Source organism: Klebsiella sp. GFKo11 (assembly GCF_056490265.1).
Genome location: NZ_CM151369.1, coordinates 3,935,617 through 3,957,440, shown reverse-complemented (window position 1 = coordinate 3,957,440; position 21,824 = coordinate 3,935,617). Strand labels below are relative to the sequence as shown.

22 protein-coding genes, 2 tRNA genes and 4 other RNA genes are annotated in these 21,824 nt (G+C 52.6%); 13 read left to right on the top strand and 15 right to left on the bottom strand.

The annotated features are described in order from the left end of the window. The first annotated feature begins 377 nt into the window (after window positions 1-377). Entirely contained in the window at window positions 378-1,166 is a 789-nt protein-coding gene (phoH, locus tag AC07P6_RS19320) for a phosphate starvation-inducible protein PhoH (protein WP_181421921.1), read from the top strand. A gap of 51 nt (window positions 1,167-1,217) precedes the next feature. Here phoH and AC07P6_RS19315 read toward each other — a convergent pair whose 3' ends face one another. The 4 genes from AC07P6_RS19315 to AC07P6_RS19300 all read right to left on the bottom strand — a co-directional run bounded on the left by AC07P6_RS19315 (window position 1,218) and on the right by AC07P6_RS19300 (window position 3,440). Then, window positions 1,218-1,511: a YciI family protein gene (locus AC07P6_RS19315; RefSeq protein ID WP_478314243.1), complete on the bottom strand. Its 294-nt coding sequence runs from the start codon at window positions 1,509-1,511 to the stop codon at window positions 1,218-1,220. A gap of 138 nt (window positions 1,512-1,649) precedes the next feature. Continuing rightward, a tRNA-Ser gene (locus AC07P6_RS19310) sits at window positions 1,650-1,737 on the bottom strand. 145 nt (window positions 1,738-1,882) lie between these two features. After that, window positions 1,883-2,560: an isochorismatase family protein gene (locus AC07P6_RS19305; RefSeq protein WP_182237814.1), complete on the bottom strand. Its 678-nt coding sequence runs from the start codon at window positions 2,558-2,560 to the stop codon at window positions 1,883-1,885. 19 nt (window positions 2,561-2,579) lie between these two features. After that, window positions 2,580-3,440, bottom strand: a complete 861-nt coding sequence (locus AC07P6_RS19300; protein WP_478314241.1) for a pirin family protein — start codon at window positions 3,438-3,440, stop codon at window positions 2,580-2,582. Window positions 3,441-3,554: 114 nt separating this feature from the next. On the opposite strand from AC07P6_RS19300, the gene AC07P6_RS19295 reads away from it, so the two are divergent. Beyond that, window positions 3,555-4,460 carry a LysR family transcriptional regulator gene (locus AC07P6_RS19295; RefSeq protein ID WP_182237818.1) on the top strand — a complete coding sequence of 302 codons (906 nt, stop codon included), beginning with the start codon at window positions 3,555-3,557 and terminating at the stop codon, window positions 4,458-4,460. A 164-nt stretch (window positions 4,461-4,624) separates the two neighbouring features. Here the strand turns inward: AC07P6_RS19295 and AC07P6_RS19290 are convergent. From AC07P6_RS19290 to AC07P6_RS19270, 5 genes are all read right to left on the bottom strand, one after another. After that, a non-coding RNA gene (locus AC07P6_RS19290) (RtT sRNA) lies at window positions 4,625-4,762 on the bottom strand. Between the two features lie 46 nt (window positions 4,763-4,808). Next, window positions 4,809-4,946, bottom strand: a non-coding RNA gene (locus tag AC07P6_RS19285) — RtT sRNA. 46 nt (window positions 4,947-4,992) lie between these two features. Then, window positions 4,993-5,130: non-coding RNA, RtT sRNA (locus tag AC07P6_RS19280), on the bottom strand. Between the two features lie 46 nt (window positions 5,131-5,176). Continuing rightward, window positions 5,177-5,314, bottom strand: a non-coding RNA gene (locus AC07P6_RS19275) — RtT sRNA. Window positions 5,315-5,360: 46 nt separating this feature from the next. After that, window positions 5,361-5,448: transfer RNA gene (locus AC07P6_RS19270), tRNA-Ser, on the bottom strand. Window positions 5,449-5,716: 268 nt separating this feature from the next. Here AC07P6_RS19270 and ghrA point away from each other — a divergent pair. The 7 genes from ghrA (at window position 5,717) to AC07P6_RS19235 (ending at window position 10,514) form a co-directional block, all read left to right on the top strand. Beyond that, entirely contained in the window at window positions 5,717-6,655 is a 939-nt protein-coding gene (gene ghrA, locus AC07P6_RS19265; protein WP_182237820.1) for a glyoxylate/hydroxypyruvate reductase GhrA, read from the top strand. A gap of 85 nt (window positions 6,656-6,740) precedes the next feature. Next, window positions 6,741-7,478, top strand: a complete 738-nt coding sequence (locus tag AC07P6_RS19260) for a phosphatase (RefSeq protein ID WP_167492786.1) — start codon at window positions 6,741-6,743, stop codon at window positions 7,476-7,478. Window positions 7,479-7,500: 22 nt separating this feature from the next. Beyond that, on the top strand, window positions 7,501-8,055 hold the full coding sequence (locus tag AC07P6_RS19255) for a TorD/DmsD family molecular chaperone (RefSeq protein ID WP_181482718.1): 555 nt from the start codon (window positions 7,501-7,503) through the stop codon (window positions 8,053-8,055). Between the two features lie 103 nt (window positions 8,056-8,158). Then, window positions 8,159-8,641, top strand: a complete 483-nt coding sequence (locus AC07P6_RS19250; protein WP_182237824.1) for a DUF1097 domain-containing protein — start codon at window positions 8,159-8,161, stop codon at window positions 8,639-8,641. 280 nt (window positions 8,642-8,921) lie between these two features. Continuing rightward, window positions 8,922-9,227 carry a type 1 fimbrial protein gene (locus AC07P6_RS19245; RefSeq protein WP_182237826.1) on the top strand — a complete coding sequence of 102 codons (306 nt, stop codon included), beginning with the start codon at window positions 8,922-8,924 and terminating at the stop codon, window positions 9,225-9,227. An 89-nt stretch (window positions 9,228-9,316) separates the two neighbouring features. Next, window positions 9,317-9,841 (top strand): O-acetyl-ADP-ribose deacetylase, encoded by a 525-nt coding sequence (ymdB, locus tag AC07P6_RS19240; protein ID WP_182237828.1) that lies wholly within the window; start codon window positions 9,317-9,319, stop codon window positions 9,839-9,841. Window positions 9,842-9,923: 82 nt separating this feature from the next. Then, window positions 9,924-10,514, top strand: coding sequence for a TetR/AcrR family transcriptional regulator (locus AC07P6_RS19235; RefSeq protein ID WP_478314238.1), 591 nt, complete (start codon window positions 9,924-9,926; stop codon window positions 10,512-10,514). Window positions 10,515-10,553: 39 nt separating this feature from the next. Here AC07P6_RS19235 and mdoC read toward each other — a convergent pair whose 3' ends face one another. Next, window positions 10,554-11,714 carry a glucans biosynthesis protein MdoC gene (gene mdoC / locus AC07P6_RS19230; RefSeq protein WP_478314236.1) on the bottom strand — a complete coding sequence of 387 codons (1,161 nt, stop codon included), beginning with the start codon at window positions 11,712-11,714 and terminating at the stop codon, window positions 10,554-10,556. Window positions 11,715-11,966: 252 nt separating this feature from the next. On the opposite strand from mdoC, the gene mdoG reads away from it, so the two are divergent. The 3 genes from mdoG (at window position 11,967) to AC07P6_RS19215 (ending at window position 16,335) form a co-directional block, all read left to right on the top strand. After that, on the top strand, window positions 11,967-13,520 hold the full coding sequence (gene mdoG, locus AC07P6_RS19225) for a glucans biosynthesis protein MdoG (protein WP_478314234.1): 1,554 nt from the start codon (window positions 11,967-11,969) through the stop codon (window positions 13,518-13,520). Further along, complete coding sequence (gene mdoH, locus AC07P6_RS19220) at window positions 13,513-16,041, top strand: glucans biosynthesis glucosyltransferase MdoH (RefSeq protein ID WP_434659237.1); 2,529 nt, start codon at window positions 13,513-13,515, stop codon at window positions 16,039-16,041. The genes mdoG and mdoH overlap by 8 nt, the downstream gene beginning before the upstream one ends. Before the next feature lie 66 nt (window positions 16,042-16,107). After that, window positions 16,108-16,335 carry a YceK/YidQ family lipoprotein gene (locus tag AC07P6_RS19215; RefSeq protein ID WP_110277090.1) on the top strand — a complete coding sequence of 76 codons (228 nt, stop codon included), beginning with the start codon at window positions 16,108-16,110 and terminating at the stop codon, window positions 16,333-16,335. Here the strand turns inward: AC07P6_RS19215 and AC07P6_RS19210 are convergent, their stop codons facing one another. The 3 genes from AC07P6_RS19210 to AC07P6_RS19200 all read right to left on the bottom strand — a co-directional run bounded on the left by AC07P6_RS19210 (window position 16,336) and on the right by AC07P6_RS19200 (window position 19,161). Beyond that, entirely contained in the window at window positions 16,336-16,722 is a 387-nt protein-coding gene (locus AC07P6_RS19210; RefSeq protein WP_110277091.1) for a MysB family protein, read from the bottom strand. A gap of 92 nt (window positions 16,723-16,814) precedes the next feature. Beyond that, the gene (gene mdtG, locus AC07P6_RS19205; protein ID WP_478314232.1) at window positions 16,815-18,065 is read right to left on the bottom strand and encodes a multidrug efflux MFS transporter MdtG; all 1,251 of its coding nucleotides are present in this window, start codon (window positions 18,063-18,065) and stop codon (window positions 16,815-16,817) included. Between the two features lie 175 nt (window positions 18,066-18,240). Further along, entirely contained in the window at window positions 18,241-19,161 is a 921-nt protein-coding gene (locus tag AC07P6_RS19200) for a Kdo(2)-lipid IV(A) acyltransferase (protein ID WP_478314230.1), read from the bottom strand. Window positions 19,162-19,369: 208 nt separating this feature from the next. Between AC07P6_RS19200 and trhO the strand changes: the two genes are divergently transcribed. After that, window positions 19,370-20,434, top strand: a complete 1,065-nt coding sequence (gene trhO / locus AC07P6_RS19195) for an oxygen-dependent tRNA uridine(34) hydroxylase TrhO (protein WP_181482709.1) — start codon at window positions 19,370-19,372, stop codon at window positions 20,432-20,434. Here trhO and AC07P6_RS19190 read toward each other — a convergent pair. Together AC07P6_RS19190 and solA are read right to left on the bottom strand one after the other, a co-directional pair. Next, window positions 20,420-20,533: a DUF2770 family protein gene (locus tag AC07P6_RS19190; RefSeq protein ID WP_182237842.1), complete on the bottom strand. Its 114-nt coding sequence runs from the start codon at window positions 20,531-20,533 to the stop codon at window positions 20,420-20,422. The two genes, trhO and AC07P6_RS19190, sit on opposite strands and share 15 nt — an antisense overlap. Window positions 20,534-20,608: 75 nt before the next feature. After that, entirely contained in the window at window positions 20,609-21,727 is a 1,119-nt protein-coding gene (solA, locus tag AC07P6_RS19185) for an N-methyl-L-tryptophan oxidase (protein ID WP_478314228.1), read from the bottom strand. Between the last annotated feature and the right edge of the window lie 97 nt (window positions 21,728-21,824).

The following is a 21,824-nucleotide window of genomic DNA, read 5'->3' as shown; positions in this document are numbered from 1 at the left end:
CTTTTTGTGAAAAATAAGTTGCATTAAGAATTATTTTTGATGTACTTATTAAAGACGCGGTAGTTCCCGGCAGTGATGTCGTCTCACTATGGAGATCGCGAATGCCCGATTGCTGTAACGGAAAACGTCAAACCTCATACCGTACTTATCAGCACGGGGGCCACATTTCCGGCCGCGATTCCCACACCCCAAATTTATCCCCCACTACAACAGAAAACTCGAACCCAGACAGGGTGCGCGGTGCGCGTAGCCGTGACCCGTTGTCAATTCGACAGGCAAGCAATGGCTTACAAGGAAGCCAAACCTCAATCGTTCGTGCGCATAATCGCGTCGATGTTGACGCGTGTGATGTAAACCAACAACGCAAGGTGCTATCCATGGGAAGACAAAAAGCAGTGACCAAAGCTCGTCGTGAGGCCAAACGTGTGCTGAGACAGGATTCGCGCAGCCATAAACAGCGCGAAGAAGAATCGGTCACATCGCTTGTGCAAATGAGTGGCGTAGAAGCAATTGGTATGGCGCGGGATAGTCGTGATGCATCGCCAATTGAAGCGCGCAATGACGCTCAGGCGCATTATTTGAATGCCATCGACAATAAACAGCTGATCTTTGCGACAGGCGAGGCCGGGTGCGGGAAGACCTGGATTAGTGCGGCAAAAGCAGCTGAAGCCCTGATCCATAAGGATGTGGACAGAATTATTGTTACCCGTCCCGTTCTGCAAGCCGACGAAGATCTCGGCTTCTTACCGGGAGATATCGCCGAGAAATTCGCTCCCTATTTTCGACCGGTTTATGACGTGCTGGTGAAGAGGTTGGGCGCTTCCTTTATGCAATACTGCCTGCGTCCGGAAATCGGCAAGGTGGAAATCGCTCCGTTCGCTTATATGCGCGGACGTACATTTGAAAATGCGGTCGTGATTTTGGACGAGGCCCAGAACGTGACCGCTGCGCAAATGAAAATGTTTTTGACCCGCCTCGGGGAGAACGTGACGGTTATCGTCAATGGCGACATTACCCAGTGTGATTTACCCTCTGGCGTGAGGTCTGGCCTGGTCGATGCGCTGGCGCGTTTTGAAGAAGATGAGATGGTTGGCGTGGTGCGCTTCACGACCGATGACTGCGTGCGCTCGACGCTTTGTCAGCGCGCGCTTAAAGCCTACTACTGATTGTTTTTGAGCTTGCAAAGCCCGGGAAGACCGGGCTTTGTTTTTGCTGGTTTAAAGCAAGTTCTGCAGCGGGGGAGCGGCCATGGTGGCTTCGAAAGGAATAATATCGACTTTCGCTACACCCGATTGCTGGAACGGATCCTGACTCAGCCAGGCCCGTAGCAAATCCATGTTATCGCCTTTTGCCAGAATGACTCCGCCAGATCTGGGGATCTTACGCCCTGAAGCAAGAAACAATCCGTCAGCGTAGCCTTTTTTAAGCCATTCCACGTGTGCGGAAAGCTGCGCGTCAACTTCATCTAACGGTTTAACGTAAGTCAGAACAATAACTGCAATGGTGCTCATTTGGATGTCCATCTTTTATATGGGTATATAAAAGTAGCATGCGGAGAGTTGCGGGTGATAGTGGGCCGAATGCAGTTTCTGGATGGTGCAACAGGCGAAAAAAAAGCCCGCACTTGCGTACGAGCTCTTCTTAAAATATGGCGGTGAGAGAGGGGTTCGAACCCTCGATACGTTGCCGTATACACACTTTCCAGGCGTGCTCCTTCAGCCACTCGGACACCTCACCATATTGTTTCGCTGCTCACCTTAGGTGGGCAACGGGGCGCTACTATAGGGAGTTGCGCTAAAACGGTCAAGCAGTATTTACTCTTTCTTTACCGTTCGGTCAAGCAATGAACACTACCCCGCCGTCGGGCGGCAGGGCAGGCATTTTAACGCTGTGAATCAAGCTGTTCGTTGTTTTTCACCACGTCCTGCGCTTTGGCGTAGCTCTCGATCAGTAACTGGTATGCCGGGAAGATTTTGGTATAAACCTCAGCCCACTCTGCGGCATCCGGGCGATTCCAGGTACGCTGTAGCTCGGAAGCGACCGCGGCGGTATCCATTGGCACCACGCCTGCCTGAACCACGCGGGCGAGGGTGATTTCCTGCGCCATTTTGCTGTAGGTACCGGAAGCGTCAATCACGGCGAAGACCTTATAACCATCGGCAACGGCGGCAATTGACGGGAACGCCATGCAGACGCTGGTAATGGTACCGGCAATAATCAACGTTTTACGCCCGGTTGCTTTTACTGCGTCAACGAATTCCGGGTTATCCCAGGCGTTGATCTCGCCCTTACGCGCAATATATTTCGCATGCGGCGCGTTCTGGTGAATCTCCGGGATCAGTGGGCCGTTTGGCCCCTGCGGGACTGATGCCGTGGTGATCACCGGGATCCCTGCTAATGACGCCATTTTTGCCAACGCAGCGGCGCGGGCTCGCAGTTCCGGCATCGGCATGTCGCCGACGGTCTGAAACAGGCCGCTCTGATGATCAATCAACAACATGGCGGTATCATTCACGTCAATCACCGGACGAGAACCGTTAAAGTTAGCTGGAGTCGACATACTATTCACCTCTGTAATATTAGATTTGGCCGAAGCGGCCGCTGTTAAAATCACGAACGGCTTCCGCGATTTGCGCTTTGGTATTCATCACAAATGGGCCGTAACCGACAATGGGTTCCTGTAGTGGCTCGCCGGCCATCAGCAGGACTTTCGCGTTGGAACTCGCCTCAAGATGGAGTGATTCCCCTTTCTGGCTTAGCACCACCAGTTGGCCTTCACGGGCGCTTCCCTCTCCGTTCACCTTAACTTCACCTTCCAGCACGACCAGCGCGGTGCTCCAGCCATCGGGCTGATGCAGCGTTATGTCCTGACCCTGATTAAGCTGCAGGTCCCAGACATTGAGCGGTGAAAAGGTATGCGCCGGTCCGACAACATCGCTGTAGCGGCCCGCAATGACCCGCATACGGCCCGCGTTATCGGGCAGAGCAACGACAGGGATCGCATCAGCGGTGATGCTCTGGTATCCCGGATGCGTCATCTTGTCTTTTGCCGGAAGGTTGACCCAGAGCTGAATCATTTTCAGCTCGCCGCCGGTTCGGGTGAAATTCGCCGAGTGGAACTCTTCGTGCAGTATTCCGGCACCTGCCGTCATCCACTGCACATCACCGGGGCCAATAACGCCGCCTCGGCCGGTAGAATCTCGGTGCTCAACTTCCCCTGAATACACGACGGTGACGGTTTCAAATCCACGATGCGGATGCTCACCAACGCCGCGTTTCTCTGTCCCAGCCGGGAAGTGGTGCGGGCCAGCATAGTCAAGCAGCAGGAAGGGGCTTAGCTGTTCGCCATGAGTCTGATAAGAGAACATCGAGCGAACCGGGAAACCGTCGCCTACCCAGTGCTGCGAGGGGGCGGTATAGATGCCAGTAATCTGTTTCATGGAGGTCTCCTGCATGTCTGTTTCTGATGTGAATAAGCATATATTCAGTTCTAATTGCCCGGTAGATAGTGAAAATGGCCTATACTGTTCTAAAAATGGAACAATGGAGGAAGGATGCAGGATCTCAATGATTTAGCCTGGTTTGTCCAGGTGGTCGATCACGGCGGTTTTGCTGCGGCAGGGAGAGCGCTCGATCAGCCTAAATCAAAATTAAGCCGCCGGATTGCTCAGCTTGAAGAACGTCTCGGGGTGCGTCTGATTCAGCGTACTACCCGGCAGTTTGCGGTGACCGAGGTCGGACACACCTTTTATCAACACTGCAAAGCGATGTTGATAGAGGCGGAGGCAGCGGAACAGGCGGTGGAAACGCTGCGTTCAGAGCCGTGCGGCAGCGTGAAGCTGACCTGCCCGGTGACGCTTTTGCATGTACATATCGGCCCAATGCTGGCGCGGTTTATGCAGCGTCATCCGGGGGTAACGCTATTATTGGAAGCGACGAACCGGCGGGTTGATGTAGTGGGGGAAGGCGTTGATGTGGCTATTCGCGTGCGGCCAAGGCCTATAGAAGATAGCGATCTGGTGATGCGCGTATTGGCCGACCGCGGGCATCGGCTGGTGGCGAGTCCAGCGTTAGTTGAGCGGCTGGGCGTGCCCCAGGCACCGTCTGAACTCAGCGAGTGGCCGGGATTAAGTATCGGTGCAGGAAAACATCAACATCACTGGCAATTAACCGGCCCCGAGGGCGCGCGGGCGGAGGTCTATTTCGCTCCCCGGATGGTGACAACGGATATGTTGGCGCTGCGAGAAGCGGCGGTTGCCGGAGTTGGCGTGGTGCAGCTTCCTTTATTAATGGTGCGCGATCAGCTGGCGGCAGGGGAACTGGTGGTTGTGCTTGATGAGTGGCAACCGCGCAGAGAGGTGATCCATGCGGTTTTTGCTTCACGTCGTGGTCTACTGCCGTCGGTCAGGGCGCTGGTTGATTTCCTGAGCGAAGAGTATCAGCGGATGGAGGAGGATTAGGATTTGATAAAATCCGTAAGGAGCAGTGCTGTCGAAGATAGTCTGAAGCCGCAGAAGACTGGCTGTTCCCGGAGGCGGCGCGATGCGCCTGTCCGGGCTACCGGGTGGTGGGGTGCAACATGCGAAAAAAAGCCCGTACTTGCGTACGAGCTCTTCTTAAAATATGGCGGTGAGGGAGGGATTGACTCGCTTCGCTCGCCCTGCGGGCAGCTTCCTCGCAGGCTCGTCATCTGTCCAACTGGCTGTCGCCAGTTGTCGAACCCCGGTCGAGGGTTCTCATCCCCTCCCTGAAGGGGTGCAACATGCGAAAAAAAAGCCCGTACTTGCGTACGAGCTCTTCTTAAAATATGGCGGTGAGGGAGGGATTGACTCGCTTCGCTCGCCCTGCGGGCAGCTTCCTCGCAGGCTCGTCATCTGTCCAACTGGCTGTCGCCAGTTGTCGAACCCCGGTCGAGGGTTCTCATCCCCTCCCTGAAGGGGTGCAACATGCGAAAAAAAAGCCCGTACTTGCGTACGAGCTCTTCTTAAAATATGGCGGTGAGGGAGGGATTGACTCGCTTCGCTCGCCCTGCGGGCAGCTTCCTCGCAGGCTCGTCATCTGTCCAACTGGCTGTCGCCAGTTGTCGAACCCCGGTCGAGGGTTCTCATCCCCTCCCTGAAGGGGTGCAACATGCGAAAAAAAAGCCCGTACTTGCGTACGAGCTCTTCTTAAAATATGGCGGTGAGGGAGGGATTGACTCGCTTCGCTCGCCCTGCGGGCAGCTTCCTCGCAGGCTCGTCATCTGTCCAACTGGCTGTCGCCAGTTGTCGAACCCCGGTCGAGGGTTCTCATCCCCTCCCTGAAGGGGTGCAACATGCGAAAAAAAAGCCCGTACTTGCGTACGAGCTCTTCTTAAAATATGGCGGTGAGGGAGGGATTCGAACCCTCGATACGTTGCCGTATACACACTTTCCAGGCGTGCTCCTTCAGCCACTCGGACACCTCACCATATTGTCATTCCCGTTGCTGCCGGGAACGGGCGCTAATTTAGGGAAATACGTAAGTCTCGTCAATCAACTTTTTTAAAAAACCGTGCGTTTAGCCAAACTTCAAGCAACTTGCTTTCTAAATGCGCGAGAATCGATTTTTTTGTCACCATTTCTTTTTTAACACGATAGCCAGACGAAATTTGCTATGCTGACAAACCAATAGAAAACAACGAATAAAACACGACGCTAACCTAACCTGCTTGGGGCGTCGGCTATCAGGAGCCATCATGGAGATTATCTTTTACCACCCGACGTTTGACACTTCGTACTGGATTACGGAGCTGGAGAAGCAACTGCCCGGTTCGCGAGTGCGCGAGTGGAAACCGGGCGATAACCAACCCGCCGACTATGCGTTGGTCTGGCATCCTCCGGTAGAAATGTTGCAAGGGCGTGACTTAAAGGCGGTCTTTGCCCTTGGCGCTGGCGTCGATTCAATCCTTAGCAAGCTGCGGGAACATCCGGAAATGCTGCCGCTGTCGATTCCGTTATTCCGTCTGGAAGACACCGGCATGGGCTTGCAGATGCAAGAGTACGCCGTGAGCCAGGTTCTGCATTGGTTCCGTCGTTTTGATGATTACCAGGCATTAAAGCAGGAAGCCCGCTGGCAGCCTCTGGATGAGTATCATCGCGAGGAGTTTACTATCGGGATTATGGGCGCGGGCGTGCTCGGCGCTAAAGTGGCAGAAGGGCTGCAAGCGTGGGGATTTCCGCTGCGCAGCTGGAGCCGTAGCCGTAAGTCCTGGCCGCAGGTGACGAGTTTTGCTGGGGCAGAAGAACTGGGCGAATTTCTGAGCAGCACTCGCGTGCTGATTAACCTGTTGCCTAACACTGCGGAAACCGTTGGCATTATTGATAAAACGCTGTTGGCGCAGCTTCCGGATAATAGCTATGTGCTGAATCTGGCGCGTGGAGTTCATGTGGTTGAAGACGATCTGCTGGCGGCGCTGGATAGCGGTAAGCTTAAAGGGGCTATGCTCGACGTGTTCAGCCGCGAACCATTACCGAAAGAGAGCCCACTTTGGGCGCATCCACGGGTTGCGATGACGCCTCATGTTGCAGCTGTCACCCGGCCTCAGGAAGCCATTGCTTATATTGCAGGAACTATCGGCCAACTGGAACGAGGCGAAACGGTAAGCGGGCAGGTCGATCGCCAGCGAGGATACTAAGAGATAACCCCGCTGCGGCGGGGTTTTTGCTGATCATGAGCGCATATTCCTGCTATTCTTGCCACAAACAGAGAAGGAGAATGTGATGTATCCTGTTGACCTGCACATGCATACCATTGCCAGCACCCACGCTTACAGTACCCTGCACGATTATATTGCCGAAGCAAAGCGCAAGGGGATCAAACTCTTTGCCATTACCGACCATGGCCCTGACATGGCTGATGCGCCACATTACTGGCATTTCATTAACATGCGCATCTGGCCGCGGCTGGTGGACGGCATTGGCATTCTGCGCGGCATCGAAGCCAACATCAAAAATACACAGGGCGAAATAGACTGTACCGGGCCAATGCTCACCTCTCTGGACCTGATTATTGCAGGTTTCCACGAGCCGGTGTTCCCGCCTCAGGATAAGGCGACCCATACGGAGGCGATGATCGCCACCATGGCCAGCGGCGCAGTGCATATTATTAGTCATCCCGGTAATCCCAAATTCCCCGTTGATATCCCGGCCATTGCTGCTGCGGCGGCGAAATACCATGTTGCGCTGGAGATCAATAACTCATCTTTTGTCTCATCGCGCATTGGAAGTGAAGATAATTGCCGTGCCGTCGCGCAGGCCGTGCGTGATGCCGGCGGTTGGGTTGCGCTGGGGTCGGATTCCCATACCGCATTCACGCTGGGCGAATTTACCGAATGCCGTAAGATCCTTGATGCCGTTGATTTCCCGGAGGATCGCATCCTTAACGTGACACCCCGGCGTATGCTTGATTTCCTTGAATCACGAGGAATGGCGGCGATCCCTGAATTTGCTGAACTTTAATTTGAATAACTGGAAGAAATGAATGAACGAGTTTTCTATCCTCTGCCGCGTGCTGGGTTCACTGTACAACCGTCAGCCGCAGGACCCGCTGCTGGTCCCGCTATTTACCCTTATTCGTGAAGGGAAGCTGGCGGCGAGCTGGCCGCTGGAGCAGGATGAGCTGCTGGAGCGTCTGCAAAAGAGTTGTGATATGCAGTCGCTGGCCGCCGAATATAATGCCCTGTTTGTTGGTGAAGAGTGCAGCGTTGCGCCTTACCGTAGCGCATGGGTGGAAGGGGCGACAGAAGCTGAAGTTCGTGGTTTTCTGAGTGCACACGGGATCCCAACCGGAGAAAGCGCAACGGATCATATCGGATCGCTGCTGTTGGCTGCCTCATGGCTGGAAGATCATGCCACTGAGGATGAAAGCGAGACTCTGGAAACGCTGTTTGCCGATTACATTCTGCCATGGTGTGGGGCCTTCCTTGGTAAAGTTGAAGCGCATGCGACTACGCCATTCTGGCGTACTATGGCGCCGCTGACCCGCGAAGCTCTCTCTGCAATGTGGGATGAACTGCAGGAAGAAAATGAGCAATAATTTGTGATTTAAATCACAAATTTAATGCAACGCAAAATTACACATCTCACATAATGTGTTCTATGTCGCATTTGCCAGGTGCGTATCTGCTATGATGCGCACTATGAACATACTCTTCGCAATCGCATTAACGACTGGCATTCTCTCCGGAATTTGGGGATGGGTGGCTGTCGCACTTGGCCTGCTGAGCTGGGCGGGTTTCCTCGGCTGCACCGCTTACTTTGCCTGTCCGCAAGGTGGGTTAAAAGGGCTGCTCATTTCCACCTGTACGGTCATGAGCGGCGTGATATGGGCGCTGGTGATTATTTATGGCAGCGCGCTGGCGCCGCAGTTGGAAATCCTGAGCTATGTGATGACAGGTATCGTGGCGTTTCTGATGTGCATACAGGCGCGTCAGCTGCTGCTCTCCTTTGTACCCGGTACGTTTATTGGTGCATGCGCGACGTTTGCGACCAACGGCGACTGGCGTTTGGCGGTACCTTCGTTGGCATTGGGCCTGGTCTTTGGCTACGCTATGAAAAATAGCGGACTGTGGCTGGCGGCGCGAGCCGCGAAAAATAAAGCACTGGCTAACGAAAACAGCTAATCACGTATAAACCACACGCTTTACCTTAAAACAGGGCTTCAGGTCCTGTTTTTTTGTGTCCGGAATTCCTTTCATTAAACCTCCCTCCCGTCTACACGTTCTTGAGTCACTGTACCGTCAGTCAGTGAATCGATTTTGTTAACAATATTGCTATAAATGAAATTAATTTGTTTTTGTTTTGTTAATATAAATGCGTTGGTTGTAAGTGGATGTGACTCGATGCACTCATGGATGGCTTGTGCTTTTTGATAGCTATGCAGATATGCCGAGGAGTTTTATCATGAAAAAATATCAATGCGCGTTAGTTGCTGCTTTATGTGTTTTGCCCACGTTATTTAGCCCGGCCATGGCGGAGCAGGTGCAGGCTGGCGTCATCCATTTCTACGGGCAGGTTGTAGAAGCACCTTGCCAACTCAATGCAACAGACAATCAGGTTGTTATGGATTGCCCACGGGCGAAGACGGTACGGATATCAGCTCAGCAGCTTGAAAAAGGAAATATTCACAACGAAAACATCCGCTCGGCGCAGTTAAGATACATTAACCCGCAACGTACCCTCGCTATTCTGGACGTCGATTATCGGTAACAACTAGCCCCCAGGCTTTCGTCCCGGGGGCTATCATGCCATATTATCCTCAAGTATTTATCCTTAGACGTATGCCGACAGGAGGAGAAATGGCTGTTCAACCTGAGGTTATTCTCGGCGACATTACAACGCTCGCGGTCGATGTTATCGTCAACGCCGCAAACCCTTCATTGCTTGGCGGCGGTGGGGTAGACGGCGCGATTCATCGCGCTGCCGGCCCTGAACTGCTGGCTGCCTGTAAAATCGTTCTTCAACAGCAGGGAGAATGCCCACCAGGTCATGCAGTCATTACCGTCGCGGGAAATCTACCTGCCAGCGCGGTCATTCACACCGTAGGGCCAATTTGGCACGGCGGCGACCGGCAGGAGGCAGAGTTGCTGGCAGATGCTTATAAAAATAGCCTGCTATTGGCTTCAGCAAATAACTATCGCTCAATTGCATTTCCCGCTATCAGCACTGGCGTTTATGGGTATCCTAAAGAGGCTGCGGCAGAAATTGCCGTACGCACGGTAAATGCGTTTCTCACTCGCTACAACCCTCTGGAACGCGTCATTTTTGTCTGTTTCGATGCTGAAACGGCTGGCATTTATACCCGATTGCTTCAGACGCAGTAGTTCGTTATACAGATCCCTTGCAGGAATAAGATATGATAGTTTCCCGCATTCGCAGGAAATTATCATCACTGGAGATTTACGCGTGGTTGAAGGGAAAGTACTGCATAAACAACAGATTCGCCGTGCGGAAATTGTGGCTGCAGCACAGAAATGTTTGGCGGAAAAGGGACTGCATGGCGCCTCCGTTGCGGACATTGCGCGTCAGGCTGGTCTGAGCGTAGGGCAGTTGTATCGTATCTTTGCCAGTAAAGAAGAGATCGTTGAAGCGATCGTCAGTGAAATAGTCAATGCCAGGGTTGGCGAGATGGTGGACGGAAACCATGATTTGGTCCGGATGGCCTCAGTTTTAGCCGGCGTGATCCCAGCGACCGATGACACAAAGACTGATAATTATCTGTTGATGGAAATTAACGCGGAAGCATCCAGAAATCCCCGCCTGCGCGAAATTATGCATCAAGCCGATCGTCGTCTGAAAGAAGAGGGTGGGCGACTGACCCGACACTATCATCCTGAAATGAGCGCAGAACAAATTAATGTCGCCTGTGAATTTATCGCGATCTTAACTGAAGGTGCAGCCTATCGGTGTGAACTGGCAACGACCTCGACAGTTGATAAGACGGCGATGGAGGCGCTTTACCGCAACGTATTTCATCTGTTGTTCATGAAAAAGTAGAGCTGCCGGACGCAAAATACACGGCAGCTTTTGACTTTATCAACCCGCTGAAATCTGTGGTTTAGCTGTTTTTTGTTGGAACTTCCCGGAGAAAAGGAAGCGCAGGATCGGTATCCGCAGATGGATTTCATACAGAATCAGCGCAATCCCAACAACAAAGACCAGCCCGGTAATAAACCCTAAGGTATTCGATTTAATCACCGGGGTTATCCATGCGCCATAGAGTAAGGTCAGCGGATGGTGAACCAAATAGATAAAGAGTGACGCGTTGACGAAATAGGTGACTCGCGCGGACTGGAAGTTCAGCAACCGGTGGCCAAGGGAAAAGACGACGTTGACCATCCACAGGCCAAGGACCATGGTGATGACGTATTCCGTTTCATACATCCAGCCATCGCCAGACCCATACTGCTGATTCAGGCGGTAGGCGATAAAGCCCAGCAGCGCCCCAACAAAGCACCAGGGTGATGAGGTGGTGAACATCGCTTTCAGGCGTGAGTTAATAAACGTCTGGGCGCCAAGAATAAAGAAAGGCAGATAGAAAAGCGTCTGCATGACAATAAAGTTGAACAGGCCATTACTGAGAACAGGCGGGTAAACCATAAACAGGGTGCGACGAATCACCGCATACAGTACGCCGAGCGCCAGAAAAATCATCGATAGCTGGCCCATTGTGACGGTGTCACTGAAGGTGGGGGCGGTGTCAGAACGTCGACTGGTCAGCCATTTAAACAGCACAATGCCTAGCGTCGTCAGCACAACCAGCACCAGTAAAAACCACAGATGTGAAATTAATTCCCAGGCCAGGGTGTTAAACTTGTCATATCCTGAGAGGGTATGCCAGTTTCCAGCCTTGCCGTTGACGTACTGCAGCATAATAAACTGCGGCAAGGTCAGTAGCGGAATGGCGGTTAGCATGGGAATGCCTACGCGCTCAACGCGCACTTTCCACCATTTCTTAAGCGGATAGCGCAGAAAAAGCATGTAGGAAAAATAACCGGAAATCACAAAGAAGACCTGCATCCGAAAGGCATGGATGAAGTCGTTGAACAACGTCAACCACCATGAAGGTTCTACGCTATTAACATGCCAGCTGTGGCTGGAGTAGATGAGCGAGATGTGAAAAGGAATTCCCAGCAGCATCAGCCAGGCGCGGATGCTATCGAAAAAATATTCACGCTGTACTGGAGTATTATTCATACAATTTCGCTACATTCTCAGACAATTCGTCTTATCACTCAACGTGATAACCTTTAAATTCTTTGCAACCCTACATGAACTCTGGGTATCTGTCTCCAGGATAAGCACGCAAAGTGCAAGTGGGACAGTGAACTGTTTATTCCCTGTGCCGCCAGGCTGAACAATGCAGGGATTATGTTGTCGGATTGCCCGAGTTTCCATTAAAATAGATCGGATCGATTTAAGCACACAAAGGGGGAAGTGCTTACTTATATGAAACATAAACCACAGATGATGAAAATGCGTTGGTTAAGCGCAGCCGTAATGTTGTCCCTGTGTACTTCATCTGCATGGGCATTCAGCATTGATGACGTCGCAAAAGAGGCTCAAACGTTAGCTGGCAAAGGCTATGAAGCGCCGAAAAGTAACCTGCCCTCTGCTTTCCGCGATATGAAGTATGCGGATTATCAGCAAATTCAGTTTAATCACGATAAAGCCTATTGGAATAATCTTAAAAGCCCGTTCAAGCTTGAGTTTTACCACCAGGGGATGTATTTCGACACGCCGGTCACCATTAATGAAGTGACTGCGACCAGCGTGCGTAAAATTAAATATAACCCGGATTATTTCAATTTTGGTAATGTTCAGCACGACAAAGACACGGTTAAAGACCTGGGCTTTGCTGGCTTTAAAGTCCTGTATCCGATCAATAGCAAAGATAAGAACGACGAAATTGTCAGCATGCTCGGAGCAAGCTACTTCCGCGTACTGGGACAGGGCCAGGTTTATGGGCTTTCTGCCCGTGGACTTGCTATCGATACTGCACTGCCTTCTGGCGAAGAATTCCCGCGTTTTCGTGAGTTCTGGATTGAACGTCCGAAAGCCACGGATAAACGCCTGACGATTTATGCGCTGCTGGATTCCCCGCGCGCAACCGGAGCCTATCGCTTTGTAGTGATGCCGGGCCGCGACACCGTTGTTGATGTGCAATCGAAGGTCTACCTGCGCGACAAAGTGGGCAAGCTGGGCGTTGCTCCGCTGACCAGCATGTTCCTGTTTGGGCCGCACCAACCGTCTCCGACGACCAACTATCGCCCGGCGCTGCATGATTCCAACGGTCTCTCTATCCTCGCCGGAAATGGTGAATGGATCTGGCGTCCGCTGAATAATCCAAAACATTTGGCCGTCAGCAGCTATGCGATGGAAAACCCGCAAGGCTTTGGCCTGCTGCAGCGTGGCCGCCAGTTCTCTCGTTTCGAGGATCTTGACGATCGCTACGACCTGCGTCCAAGCGCGTGGATCACGCCAAAAGGCGAATGGGGTAAAGGTAAAATCGAACTGGTTGAAATTCCGACCAATGACGAGACCAACGATAATATCGTCACCTACTGGACGCCGGACCAATTGCCGGAGCCAGGCAAAGAGATGAACTTCAAATACACCATCACCTTCAGTCGCGATGAAGACAAACTGCATGCGCCAGATAACGCGTATGTGATGCAGACTCGTCGTTCCACTGGTGACGTGAAGCAATCGAATCTGATTCGCCAGCCGGATGGTACCATCGCCTTTATCGTCGATTTTACCGGCACTGAGATGAAAAAACTGCCAGCCGACACCGCGGTAACCGCCCAGGCAAGCATCGGCGATAACGCCGAAATCTTTGAAAATACGGTGCGCTATAACCCGGTAACTAAAGGCTGGCGTATGATCCTGCGCGTGAAAGTAAAAGATCCGAAGAAAACGACGGAAATGCGCGCTGCGCTGGTCAATGCCGATCAGACGCTGAGTGAAACCTGGAGCTATCAGCTGCCTGCTAATGAATAAGATAACGAAGTACATCGACGCATTGCCGCTGTCGGACGCAGAAAAAGCCGCGTTGCCTGACGCCAGCCTGCAGGCCGTACATGAAGCACTGGACGCTGAACATCATGTCTATAAGCGTGAAGATGACTCGCCGCTGGGGTCAGTAAAATCACGACTGGAACACAGCTGGCCGGATTCACTGGCCGGTGACCAGTTGATGAAGGATGACGAAGGGCGTACACAGTTGAACGCGATGCCGAAGGCAAAACGTTCCTCTATGTTCCCGGACCCATGGCGTACTAACCCGGTCGGGCGCTTTTGGGACCGACTGCGTGGACGCGATGTCACCCCGCGCTATCTTTCTCGTCTGACGAAAGAAGAGCAGGAGAGTGAGCAGAAATGGCGTACCGTCGGTTCGATTCGTCGCTACATCCTGCTGCTGTTGACGCTGGCGCAGACCGTTGTGGCAACCTGGTACATGAAAACTATTCTGCCTTATCAGGGCTGGGCGCTGATCAACCCGGCAGATATGGTGGGGCAGAACCTGTGGATTTCCTTTATGCAACTGCTGCCGTATGTGCTGCAGTCGGGGATTCTGATTCTGTTTGCCGTGCTTTTCTGCTGGGTTTCCGCTGGGTTCTGGACGGCGCTGATGGGCTTCCTGCAACTGCTAATTGGGCGTGATAAATACAGTATCTCTGCTTCGACGGTGGGGGATGAGGCGCTGAATCCGGAGCATCGCACGGCGCTCATTATGCCTATCTGCAACGAAGACGTTGATCGTGTTTTCGCTGGTCTGCGTGCAACCTGGGAATCGGTAAAAGCTTCCGGGAATGCTGAGCACTTTGACGTCTATATCCTCAGCGATAGCTACAACCCGGATATTTGCGTGGCTGAGCAAAAGGCGTGGATGGAGCTGATCGCTGAAGTGCAGGGTGGAGGGCAAATATTCTATCGCCGCCGCCGCCGCCGCGTGAAACGTAAAAGCGGCAACATTGATGACTTCTGCCGCCGCTGGGGTAGCCAGTATAGCTATATGGTCGTACTGGATGCCGACTCAGTGATGAGCGGTGAATGCTTGAGCGGTCTGGTGCGCTTGATGGAAGCGAACCCGAATGCCGGTATTATTCAGTCATCGCCGCGCGCATCCGGTATGGATACGCTCTACGCTCGCTGCCAGCAGTTTGCCACCCGCGTTTACGGCCCGTTGTTCACTGCAGGCCTGCACTTCTGGCAGTTAGGTGAGTCGCACTACTGGGGCCATAACGCTATCATTCGCGTAAAACCGTTTATCGAGCACTGTGCCCTGGCACCGTTGCCTGGTGAGGGTAACTTCGCAGGTTCGATTCTGTCGCACGACTTCGTTGAAGCTGCATTGATGCGTCGTGCCGGGTGGGGGGTATGGATTGCCTACGATCTCCCTGGCTCTTATGAAGAGCTGCCGCCAAACCTGCTGGACGAACTGAAGCGCGATCGTCGCTGGTGTCAGGGAAACCTGATGAACTTCCGCCTGTTCCTGGTTAAGGGGATGCACCCGGTTCACCGCGCGGTATTCCTGACTGGCGTCATGTCCTATCTGTCGGCACCGCTGTGGTTTATGTTCCTTGCGCTCTCAACCGCCTTACAGGTGGTGCATGCATTGACCGAACCGCAATACTTCCTGCAGCCGCGACAGCTTTTCCCGGTCTGGCCGCAGTGGCGTCCGGAGCTGGCTATCGCGCTTTTTGCGTCAACGATGGTGCTGTTGTTCCTGCCGAAGCTGCTGAGTATCATTCTGGTATGGTGCAAAGGCTCGAAAGAGTACGGTGGATTCCTTCGCGTCACTCTTTCGCTGTTGTTGGAAGTGCTCTTCTCAGTACTGCTGGCGCCGGTGCGTATGTTGTTCCACACCGTGTTTGTGGTCAGTGCGTTTCTCGGTTGGGAAGTAGTCTGGAACTCACCGCAGCGCGATGATGACTCGACTCCGTGGGGCGAGGCGTTTATGCGCCATGGTTCACAGATGCTGCTGGGCCTGGTCTGGGCGGTTGGTATGGCGTGGTTGGATCTGCGTTTCCTGTTCTGGCTGGCGCCGATTGTGGTTTCGCTGATTCTGTCGCCGTTCGTGTCGGCCCTCTCCAGCCGTGCCACGCTAGGTCTGCGCAGTAAGCGCTGTAAGCTATTCCTGATCCCGGAAGAGTATTCGCCACCGCAGGTGCTGAAAGATACCGATACGTACCTGACGCTGAATCGTCAGCGTTCTCTGGACGATGGTTTTATGCATGCCGTGTTTAATCCATCATTCAACGCATTGGCAACGGCAATGGCAACTGCGCGTCACCGCCATGGCCATATTCTGGATATCGCCCGTGAACGTCATGTTGAGCAGGCATTGAACGAGACGCCGGATAAACTCAACCGCGATCGTCGTCTGGTTTTGCTGAGCGACCCGGTTACAATGTCGCGTTTGCACTATCGCGTGTGGGCTGCGCCGGAGAAATACTCTTCGTGGGTGGATACCTACCAGCAATTGACGTTGAATCCGCTGGCGTTGAAAGTGAAGTAAGCCGTACGTAAAGGAAAATACCGGCAAAAATGCCGGTATTTTTTTACCTGAAAATAGAGGTTATAGATGAGAGTTTTACTGGTTATCGCCATGACGCTGGTTCTCAGCGGCTGCGGTAGCATTATCAGTCGTACGGTGCCGGGGCAGGGACATGGAAACCAGTATTATCCCGGCGTACAGTGGGATGTGCGTGATTCCTCATGGCGCTATATCACGATTCTCGATCTGCCCTTTTCGCTGGTGTTTGATACGCTATTGCTGCCGCTGGACGCCAGCCATGGCCCCTACAATTAATTAGCGTTCATCCCATTCATCGGCAGCGGCCTGGCCCTCTTCGGTGTCAAGAGAGGGTTCGAGCTGAAATTCACCTTCGTCCCACTCATGCAGCGTATTTTCTTCCAGCCACTCCTGACGAAGCTCAATCTCATCATAGTCACCATCAAAAACGCTTTGTGCTGCCTGGCCGCTAAGTATTGGCAGACATTCGCCTTGCTCATCTTCATCGGCAAAAAATTCTGCTTGCCAGGCGATGTCCCCATCCTGCAGCACGTATTTTTGAATATTTAATTGCTCGACGTTGGCGCTCTCTTCGTCGCTATCCGGATTATTAACAAGAAACTCTTCGCGGGCCGCATCGATAGCTTCTTCGAGCGTGGCATAGAACATCGAATCCTTTGGCATGGCTAACCCCCTAAGAAGAATAGAAATGAACACGATTCAATCTATAGAAGGCAGTTGGCAAAGCGTCAAGGGAGGTAACCCCCCTCGCGTTATTAATTTACTGAATGATTGCCGGAACTCGCGTCGTCCGTGGGTGGAATGCGGCGCGGACGACGCAGAGTGAGGGTAGAGTAAACCGCGTTGAACAGAACCACGCAGGCGGTGACTAAAAAGACCGCGCGAAAACCGTAATTGGCGGAAACCGATGCGCCAATCAATGGACCCGTCACGTTGCCAATATCGCGGAACGATTGGTTATAGCTGAAGATTCGTCCGGCAATTTGGCTGGTGGAGTTATATACCAGCAGCGTTTGTACGGCGGGCAGTAGCGCACCGTCGGCGGCACCCAACAGGAAACGCAGAATCCCAAGCTGCAATGGCGTCTGGACGAATGACATCGGTATCAGCAGTAGAACCGAAATCACCAGGGCGACAATAAGGATTTTTTCCGGACCAATTCGGTCGCCCAGCTTTCCTAGTCTGGGGGCGCTGAGCAGTGCGGCAATACCGGGTACCGAGGCAATCATGCCGCTGATGAACGCAATATTGCTGACATTACCGGCCAGATCGCGCACATATAGCGTCAGAATTGGCGCAATTGAGCCAGTGGCAACCTGGATGATTAATGAGGTCACAAACAGGCTTAGGACCAGTTTGGGATTTTTCAGCGAAGAGAAAACATCTTTCGCACTGAGCATCTCTTTTTTGCTGACCGCGACGAAATTCTCGCGAATGAGGGATAGGGTAAACAAGAAGCAGATAAACAGAACAGCCGCAGTCATAAAAAAAACGGTACGCAATCCCCAGTGATCGGCCAGGAAACCGCCAGCCAGAGGCCCAAGCAGCGCGCCGCTAACTGCGCCCGTCGACAGCGTACCCAGCGCCCAACCGCTTTTATGCCGGGGGATTTGGGTCGCTATCAGGGCATTGGCATTGGGAATGAACCCACCCAACAGGCCCAACAGCGCGCGCAAGATCAGAAATTGCCAGATATTCTGCGCCAGCCCCATCAGCAACATGACAATAGCCATACCGAGCGCAGAACGCAGAAGCATAATTTTGCGCCCTTTACGATCAGCAAGGCCGCCCCAGAACGGTGAGGCAATTGCAGAGAATAAAAAGGTGATACTGAAGACTATCCCCGACCACATGTTGAGGGCGCTATGACCGGTTACGCCGAGCTGTTCAACGTAGAGAGGAAGAAAAGGCATCACCAGGCTAAACGCGGCGCCGGTTAAAAAGCAGCCGAGCCAGGTCACGGTGAGATTGCGTTTCCAGTTAATCGGGGTATCAGCAGAGGGCATAGGATTCCACTGACCTGCGAAGCAGGTCAAATAATTGAAAATATGAGCTTGCTAATTATGCGCCTGAGAAATGATCGTCGCAATGGACGACAGCTTTTAAAGCTAAAACAGGTCCAGAGTCTGCTCGCCAATCCCTACATCTGTGTTCAGATGCGGGATCGGGGCATTTGCCGGATCAATAACGAGAGGGGACGCCAGGTGGGCGAGTCTTGAAGCGACGGTGCATCCACATGTATTGCTCTGGGGCCATCAGAATGCATTTCTCGACGATTTTGTTCATCCAGATAGCCGTTGTCTCGGCATCATCCAGGGGCGGAGCGCATTCCGGCGGCAGCATAATCAGCTCATAACCTTTACCGTCAGGTTTGCGACGAGGTACGAACGGGACAATGCAGGCTTTCGACATTTTTGCCAGCATCCAGGTTCCTGAGGTTGTGGCAGCCTGATCGACCGCGAAAAAGGGAACAAACACGCTGGCTGCCGGGCCGTAATCGTGATCCGGTGCGTACCAGATCACATCACCTCTCTTCAGCGCGCGGATCATGCCTTTTAGATCCTTGCGGTCAATCATATCTTTGTTGGAACGTAATCGCCCCCACGTCTGCAGCCAGTCGATAAGCGGATTGTCGTTTGGGCGGTAGACGCCGATACCAGGCTCATTCATACCGAACATGCGCGCACCCATCTCCAGCGTCAGGAAGTGGATGCCAATAAGCAGAATACCGCGATTCTGTGCCTGTACGGCCCGAATATGTTCAACGCCAATGGAATCGGTCCAGCGCGCGATACGCCTGGCTGGCCAGAACCAGGCCATGCCGGTCTCCATTAAACCCATACCGACAGATTCAAAGTTGGCAACTACCATCCGGCGGCGTTCTTGCTCGCTCATTTCGGGAAAACAGAGTTCCAGATTGCGAGAGGCTATTTTAGCCCGGCGACGCATCAGGCGTCTGGCCAGGTGGCCCAGCCCGGTACCAAGGCGGTAAATCACTGGATAAGGAAGTTGTACGACCAACCAAAGCAGGCCAACGCCAAACCAAAGTAACCAATAACGTGGATGCAGCAACGCTGCAGAAAATTTAGGTAAATGGGTCATCTCATACCTGTTTTATTAAGCAACGCGTTCTATTATCGCATTTTTTTATACATCAGCCAAAATGACAGTCTCTGAAGGCATTTATTGTTAATAGTCATCAATGGGGATGAGGGAAATGTAGCGCAAAATGTGGGGATGTAAATTGATGGTGTTTGCTATATGATGCCCGCCGTTTATTGACCCATTGATTATGCCGAGCAGGTACACCATGCCAGTGTTACATAACCGCATTTCAAATGAGACGTTAAAAGCGCAAATGTTGGCTGAAACCGAGCCGCGCACGACGATCTCATTTTATAAGTATTTCACCATTATCGATCCGAAAGCGACCCGTGATGCGCTGTGGCTAGCGCTGACCAAATTGAACGTTTTTGGACGCATTTACCTGGCCCATGAGGGTATTAACGCACAGATCAGCGTTCCGCAGAGCCGAGTCGATGCGTTACGTGAATTTTTGTATGGCTTTGACCCGGCACTGAAAGGTCTGCGCCTCAATATCGCCCTGGACGACGATGGTAAATCCTTCTGGGTTCTGCGCCTCAAAGTTCGTGACCGCATTGTCGCTGACGGTATTGATGATCCAACGTTTGATGCTTCAGACGTGGGAGATTATCTGAAGGCCGCGGAAGTGAATGCGATGCTTGATGATCCAGACGCGGTCTTTATCGATATGCGTAACCATTACGAATTCGAAGTTGGTCATTTTGATAATGCGCTGGAAATTCCAGCGGATACTTTCCGCGATCAGTTGCCGAAAGCCGTCGAAATGATGCAGGAACATAAAGATAAAAAGATCGTTATGTACTGTACCGGCGGGATTCGCTGTGAAAAAGCCAGCGCCTGGATGAAGCATAACGGCTTCAGTAAAGTCTGGCATATCGAAGGCGGTATTATCGAGTACGCCCGCCGCGCCCGCGAGCAGGGGCTGCCGGTACGCTTTGTCGGTAAGAATTTTGTTTTTGATGAGCGTATGGGCGAGCGGATCTCAGACGATGTGATCGCTCATTGTCATCAGTGCGGTACATCCTGCGATAGCCATACCAACTGTCTGAACGATGGCTGTCACCTGCTGTTTATTCAGTGCCCGGACTGCGCGGAAAAATTTGCCGGGTGCTGTAGCGAAGCCTGTATGGAAGAGCATAAGCTGCCGGAAGAGGAGCAGCGGAAACTGCGCGCCGGGCGCGAAAATGGCAATAAAATCTTCAATAAATCTCGCGGTCGTCTGAACACCAGGTTAGGGATCCCGGATCCTGAGTCTTCAGAAAAACCATAACCAGATGAGATCGATAATCGCCAGTAGAAGCCACAGTGCCAGATAAATCATAAAATGCTCGCGGACGTTGTTGACCAGTAATTCAAACAGGCGACGCATAAACTCTCTCAGTGATTAACGGCCTCAATCGAGGCCGTTGTTTTTTGCACGGTCGCAGAACCGCAGAGTTGGCTATTATTGCTGAAAGCGAGCCAGCGAAAAGGGTGTCAGATCAAACTCAGAAGGTTCACCAAGTGCGAACTGTACGGCAAGCTCTCCCAGTACCGGAGCGAATTTAAAGCCGTGTCCGCTTAACCCGGTAATCAAGAGCGTATTGGGCTGTTCGGGAAGAGTATCAATAATGAAGTCTTCATCAGCCGTATTATCGTAGGTACAGGATGCGCCATGGAGACAGCCGCCGATACCGGGCAATACGTTGCGCAGGAAGTTGAAAGATTCGGAGCCATCAGTAGCAACTGCGCCGAAGGGTGCGCGCTCTTCGGGGGCTGAAATGAGCTGCCCCCCGTTATGTTTGCCTATTTTCAACTCATTGTCATCGGCCGGGAAACCGTAATATTGATCGCCATTGGGTAATTCGCCCGTAAACGCCGGGAAGTTATTCTTGGTACTGTAGCGGCCATCGGCCTGAAACCAGGCAAAAATCTTACGGACCGGTTGAACAGGCAGATTTGGCAGCAGGCGAGTGGCCCAGGTTCCGGCACTGACTAGCAGTTTTTTACCGCTGTATTCACCATCTACTGTTTCTACGGTTATACCGTTAGGCTGATGATGAATGGCGGAGACCGGGCAATTGAATAGCTGGGCCGCGCCTGCTTCGCGGGCGAGGCGGATCCAGGTCTCAATAGCCAGCTCGCTGCGCAATATACCGGATGCCGGTTCAAATATCGCCTGATAATCATGTGGTACACGGATTTCCGGCCAGCGAGCCATAACGGCCTGGCCATCCATTTCTTCGATATTGAGCTGGAATTGGCGCGCGCTGTTGGCAACGTTGCGCAGAAATTCGGAGTTTGCGGGCCCAAGATTAATGACCCCCGTGCGTTCAAAAACGGCTTCACCGCTGGCGGCGGCAAATTCATCCCACATTTTTTGTGCTCGTAGCACCAGAGGGACATACCTTTCGCCTTCGCCATAGGCGTGACGAATGAGGCGCGTGTTACCGTGATGGCTGCCTTCCTGATGTGGAGGCTGATGTGAATCGATCATCAGAACGTTAAGCCCTGCCTGTCGCGCATAATAGCCTGCGGCGGAGCCAACGGAGCCGCTACCGATAATGATGAGGTCATATTGCATGGTGAGTTCCGGGTTATTGCTTTATTAGCAGGGTAATTAACAACCCGCTGTTATACAAGTCCGAAAATAGTTCAGGCACCCATAGGTGCCTGTTCAG

Coding starts and splice junctions, on each gene's coding strand:
- AC07P6_RS19210 (WP_110277091.1), bottom strand. CDS start 16,722: ATGCCAAAGGATTCGATGTTCTATGCCACGCTCGAAGAAGCTATCGAT.
- mdoG (WP_478314234.1), top strand. CDS start 11,967: ATGAAACATAAACCACAGATGATGAAAATGCGTTGGTTAAGCGCAGCC.
- AC07P6_RS19215 (WP_110277090.1), top strand. CDS start 16,108: ATGAGAGTTTTACTGGTTATCGCCATGACGCTGGTTCTCAGCGGCTGC.
- AC07P6_RS19200 (WP_478314230.1), bottom strand. CDS start 19,161: ATGACCCATTTACCTAAATTTTCTGCAGCGTTGCTGCATCCACGTTAT.
- mdoH (WP_434659237.1), top strand. CDS start 13,513: ATGAATAAGATAACGAAGTACATCGACGCATTGCCGCTGTCGGACGCA.
- AC07P6_RS19305 (WP_182237814.1), bottom strand. CDS start 2,560: ATGTCGACTCCAGCTAACTTTAACGGTTCTCGTCCGGTGATTGACGTG.
- AC07P6_RS19315 (WP_478314243.1), bottom strand. CDS start 1,511: ATGAGCACCATTGCAGTTATTGTTCTGACTTACGTTAAACCGTTAGAT.
- mdoC (WP_478314236.1), bottom strand. CDS start 11,714: ATGAATAATACTCCAGTACAGCGTGAATATTTTTTCGATAGCATCCGC.
- solA (WP_478314228.1), bottom strand. CDS start 21,727: ATGCAATATGACCTCATCATTATCGGTAGCGGCTCCGTTGGCTCCGCC.
- AC07P6_RS19250 (WP_182237824.1), top strand. CDS start 8,159: ATGAACATACTCTTCGCAATCGCATTAACGACTGGCATTCTCTCCGGA.
- AC07P6_RS19295 (WP_182237818.1), top strand. CDS start 3,555: ATGCAGGATCTCAATGATTTAGCCTGGTTTGTCCAGGTGGTCGATCAC.
- trhO (WP_181482709.1), top strand. CDS start 19,370: ATGCCAGTGTTACATAACCGCATTTCAAATGAGACGTTAAAAGCGCAA.
- AC07P6_RS19255 (WP_181482718.1), top strand. CDS start 7,501: ATGAACGAGTTTTCTATCCTCTGCCGCGTGCTGGGTTCACTGTACAAC.
- AC07P6_RS19260 (WP_167492786.1), top strand. CDS start 6,741: ATGTATCCTGTTGACCTGCACATGCATACCATTGCCAGCACCCACGCT.
- AC07P6_RS19190 (WP_182237842.1), bottom strand. CDS start 20,533: ATGCGTCGCCTGTTTGAATTACTGGTCAACAACGTCCGCGAGCATTTT.
- ymdB (WP_182237828.1), top strand. CDS start 9,317: ATGGCTGTTCAACCTGAGGTTATTCTCGGCGACATTACAACGCTCGCG.
- ghrA (WP_182237820.1), top strand. CDS start 5,717: ATGGAGATTATCTTTTACCACCCGACGTTTGACACTTCGTACTGGATT.
- AC07P6_RS19245 (WP_182237826.1), top strand. CDS start 8,922: ATGAAAAAATATCAATGCGCGTTAGTTGCTGCTTTATGTGTTTTGCCC.
- mdtG (WP_478314232.1), bottom strand. CDS start 18,065: ATGCCCTCTGCTGATACCCCGATTAACTGGAAACGCAATCTCACCGTG.
- AC07P6_RS19300 (WP_478314241.1), bottom strand. CDS start 3,440: ATGAAACAGATTACTGGCATCTATACCGCCCCCTCGCAGCACTGGGTA.
- phoH (WP_181421921.1), top strand. CDS start 378: ATGGGAAGACAAAAAGCAGTGACCAAAGCTCGTCGTGAGGCCAAACGT.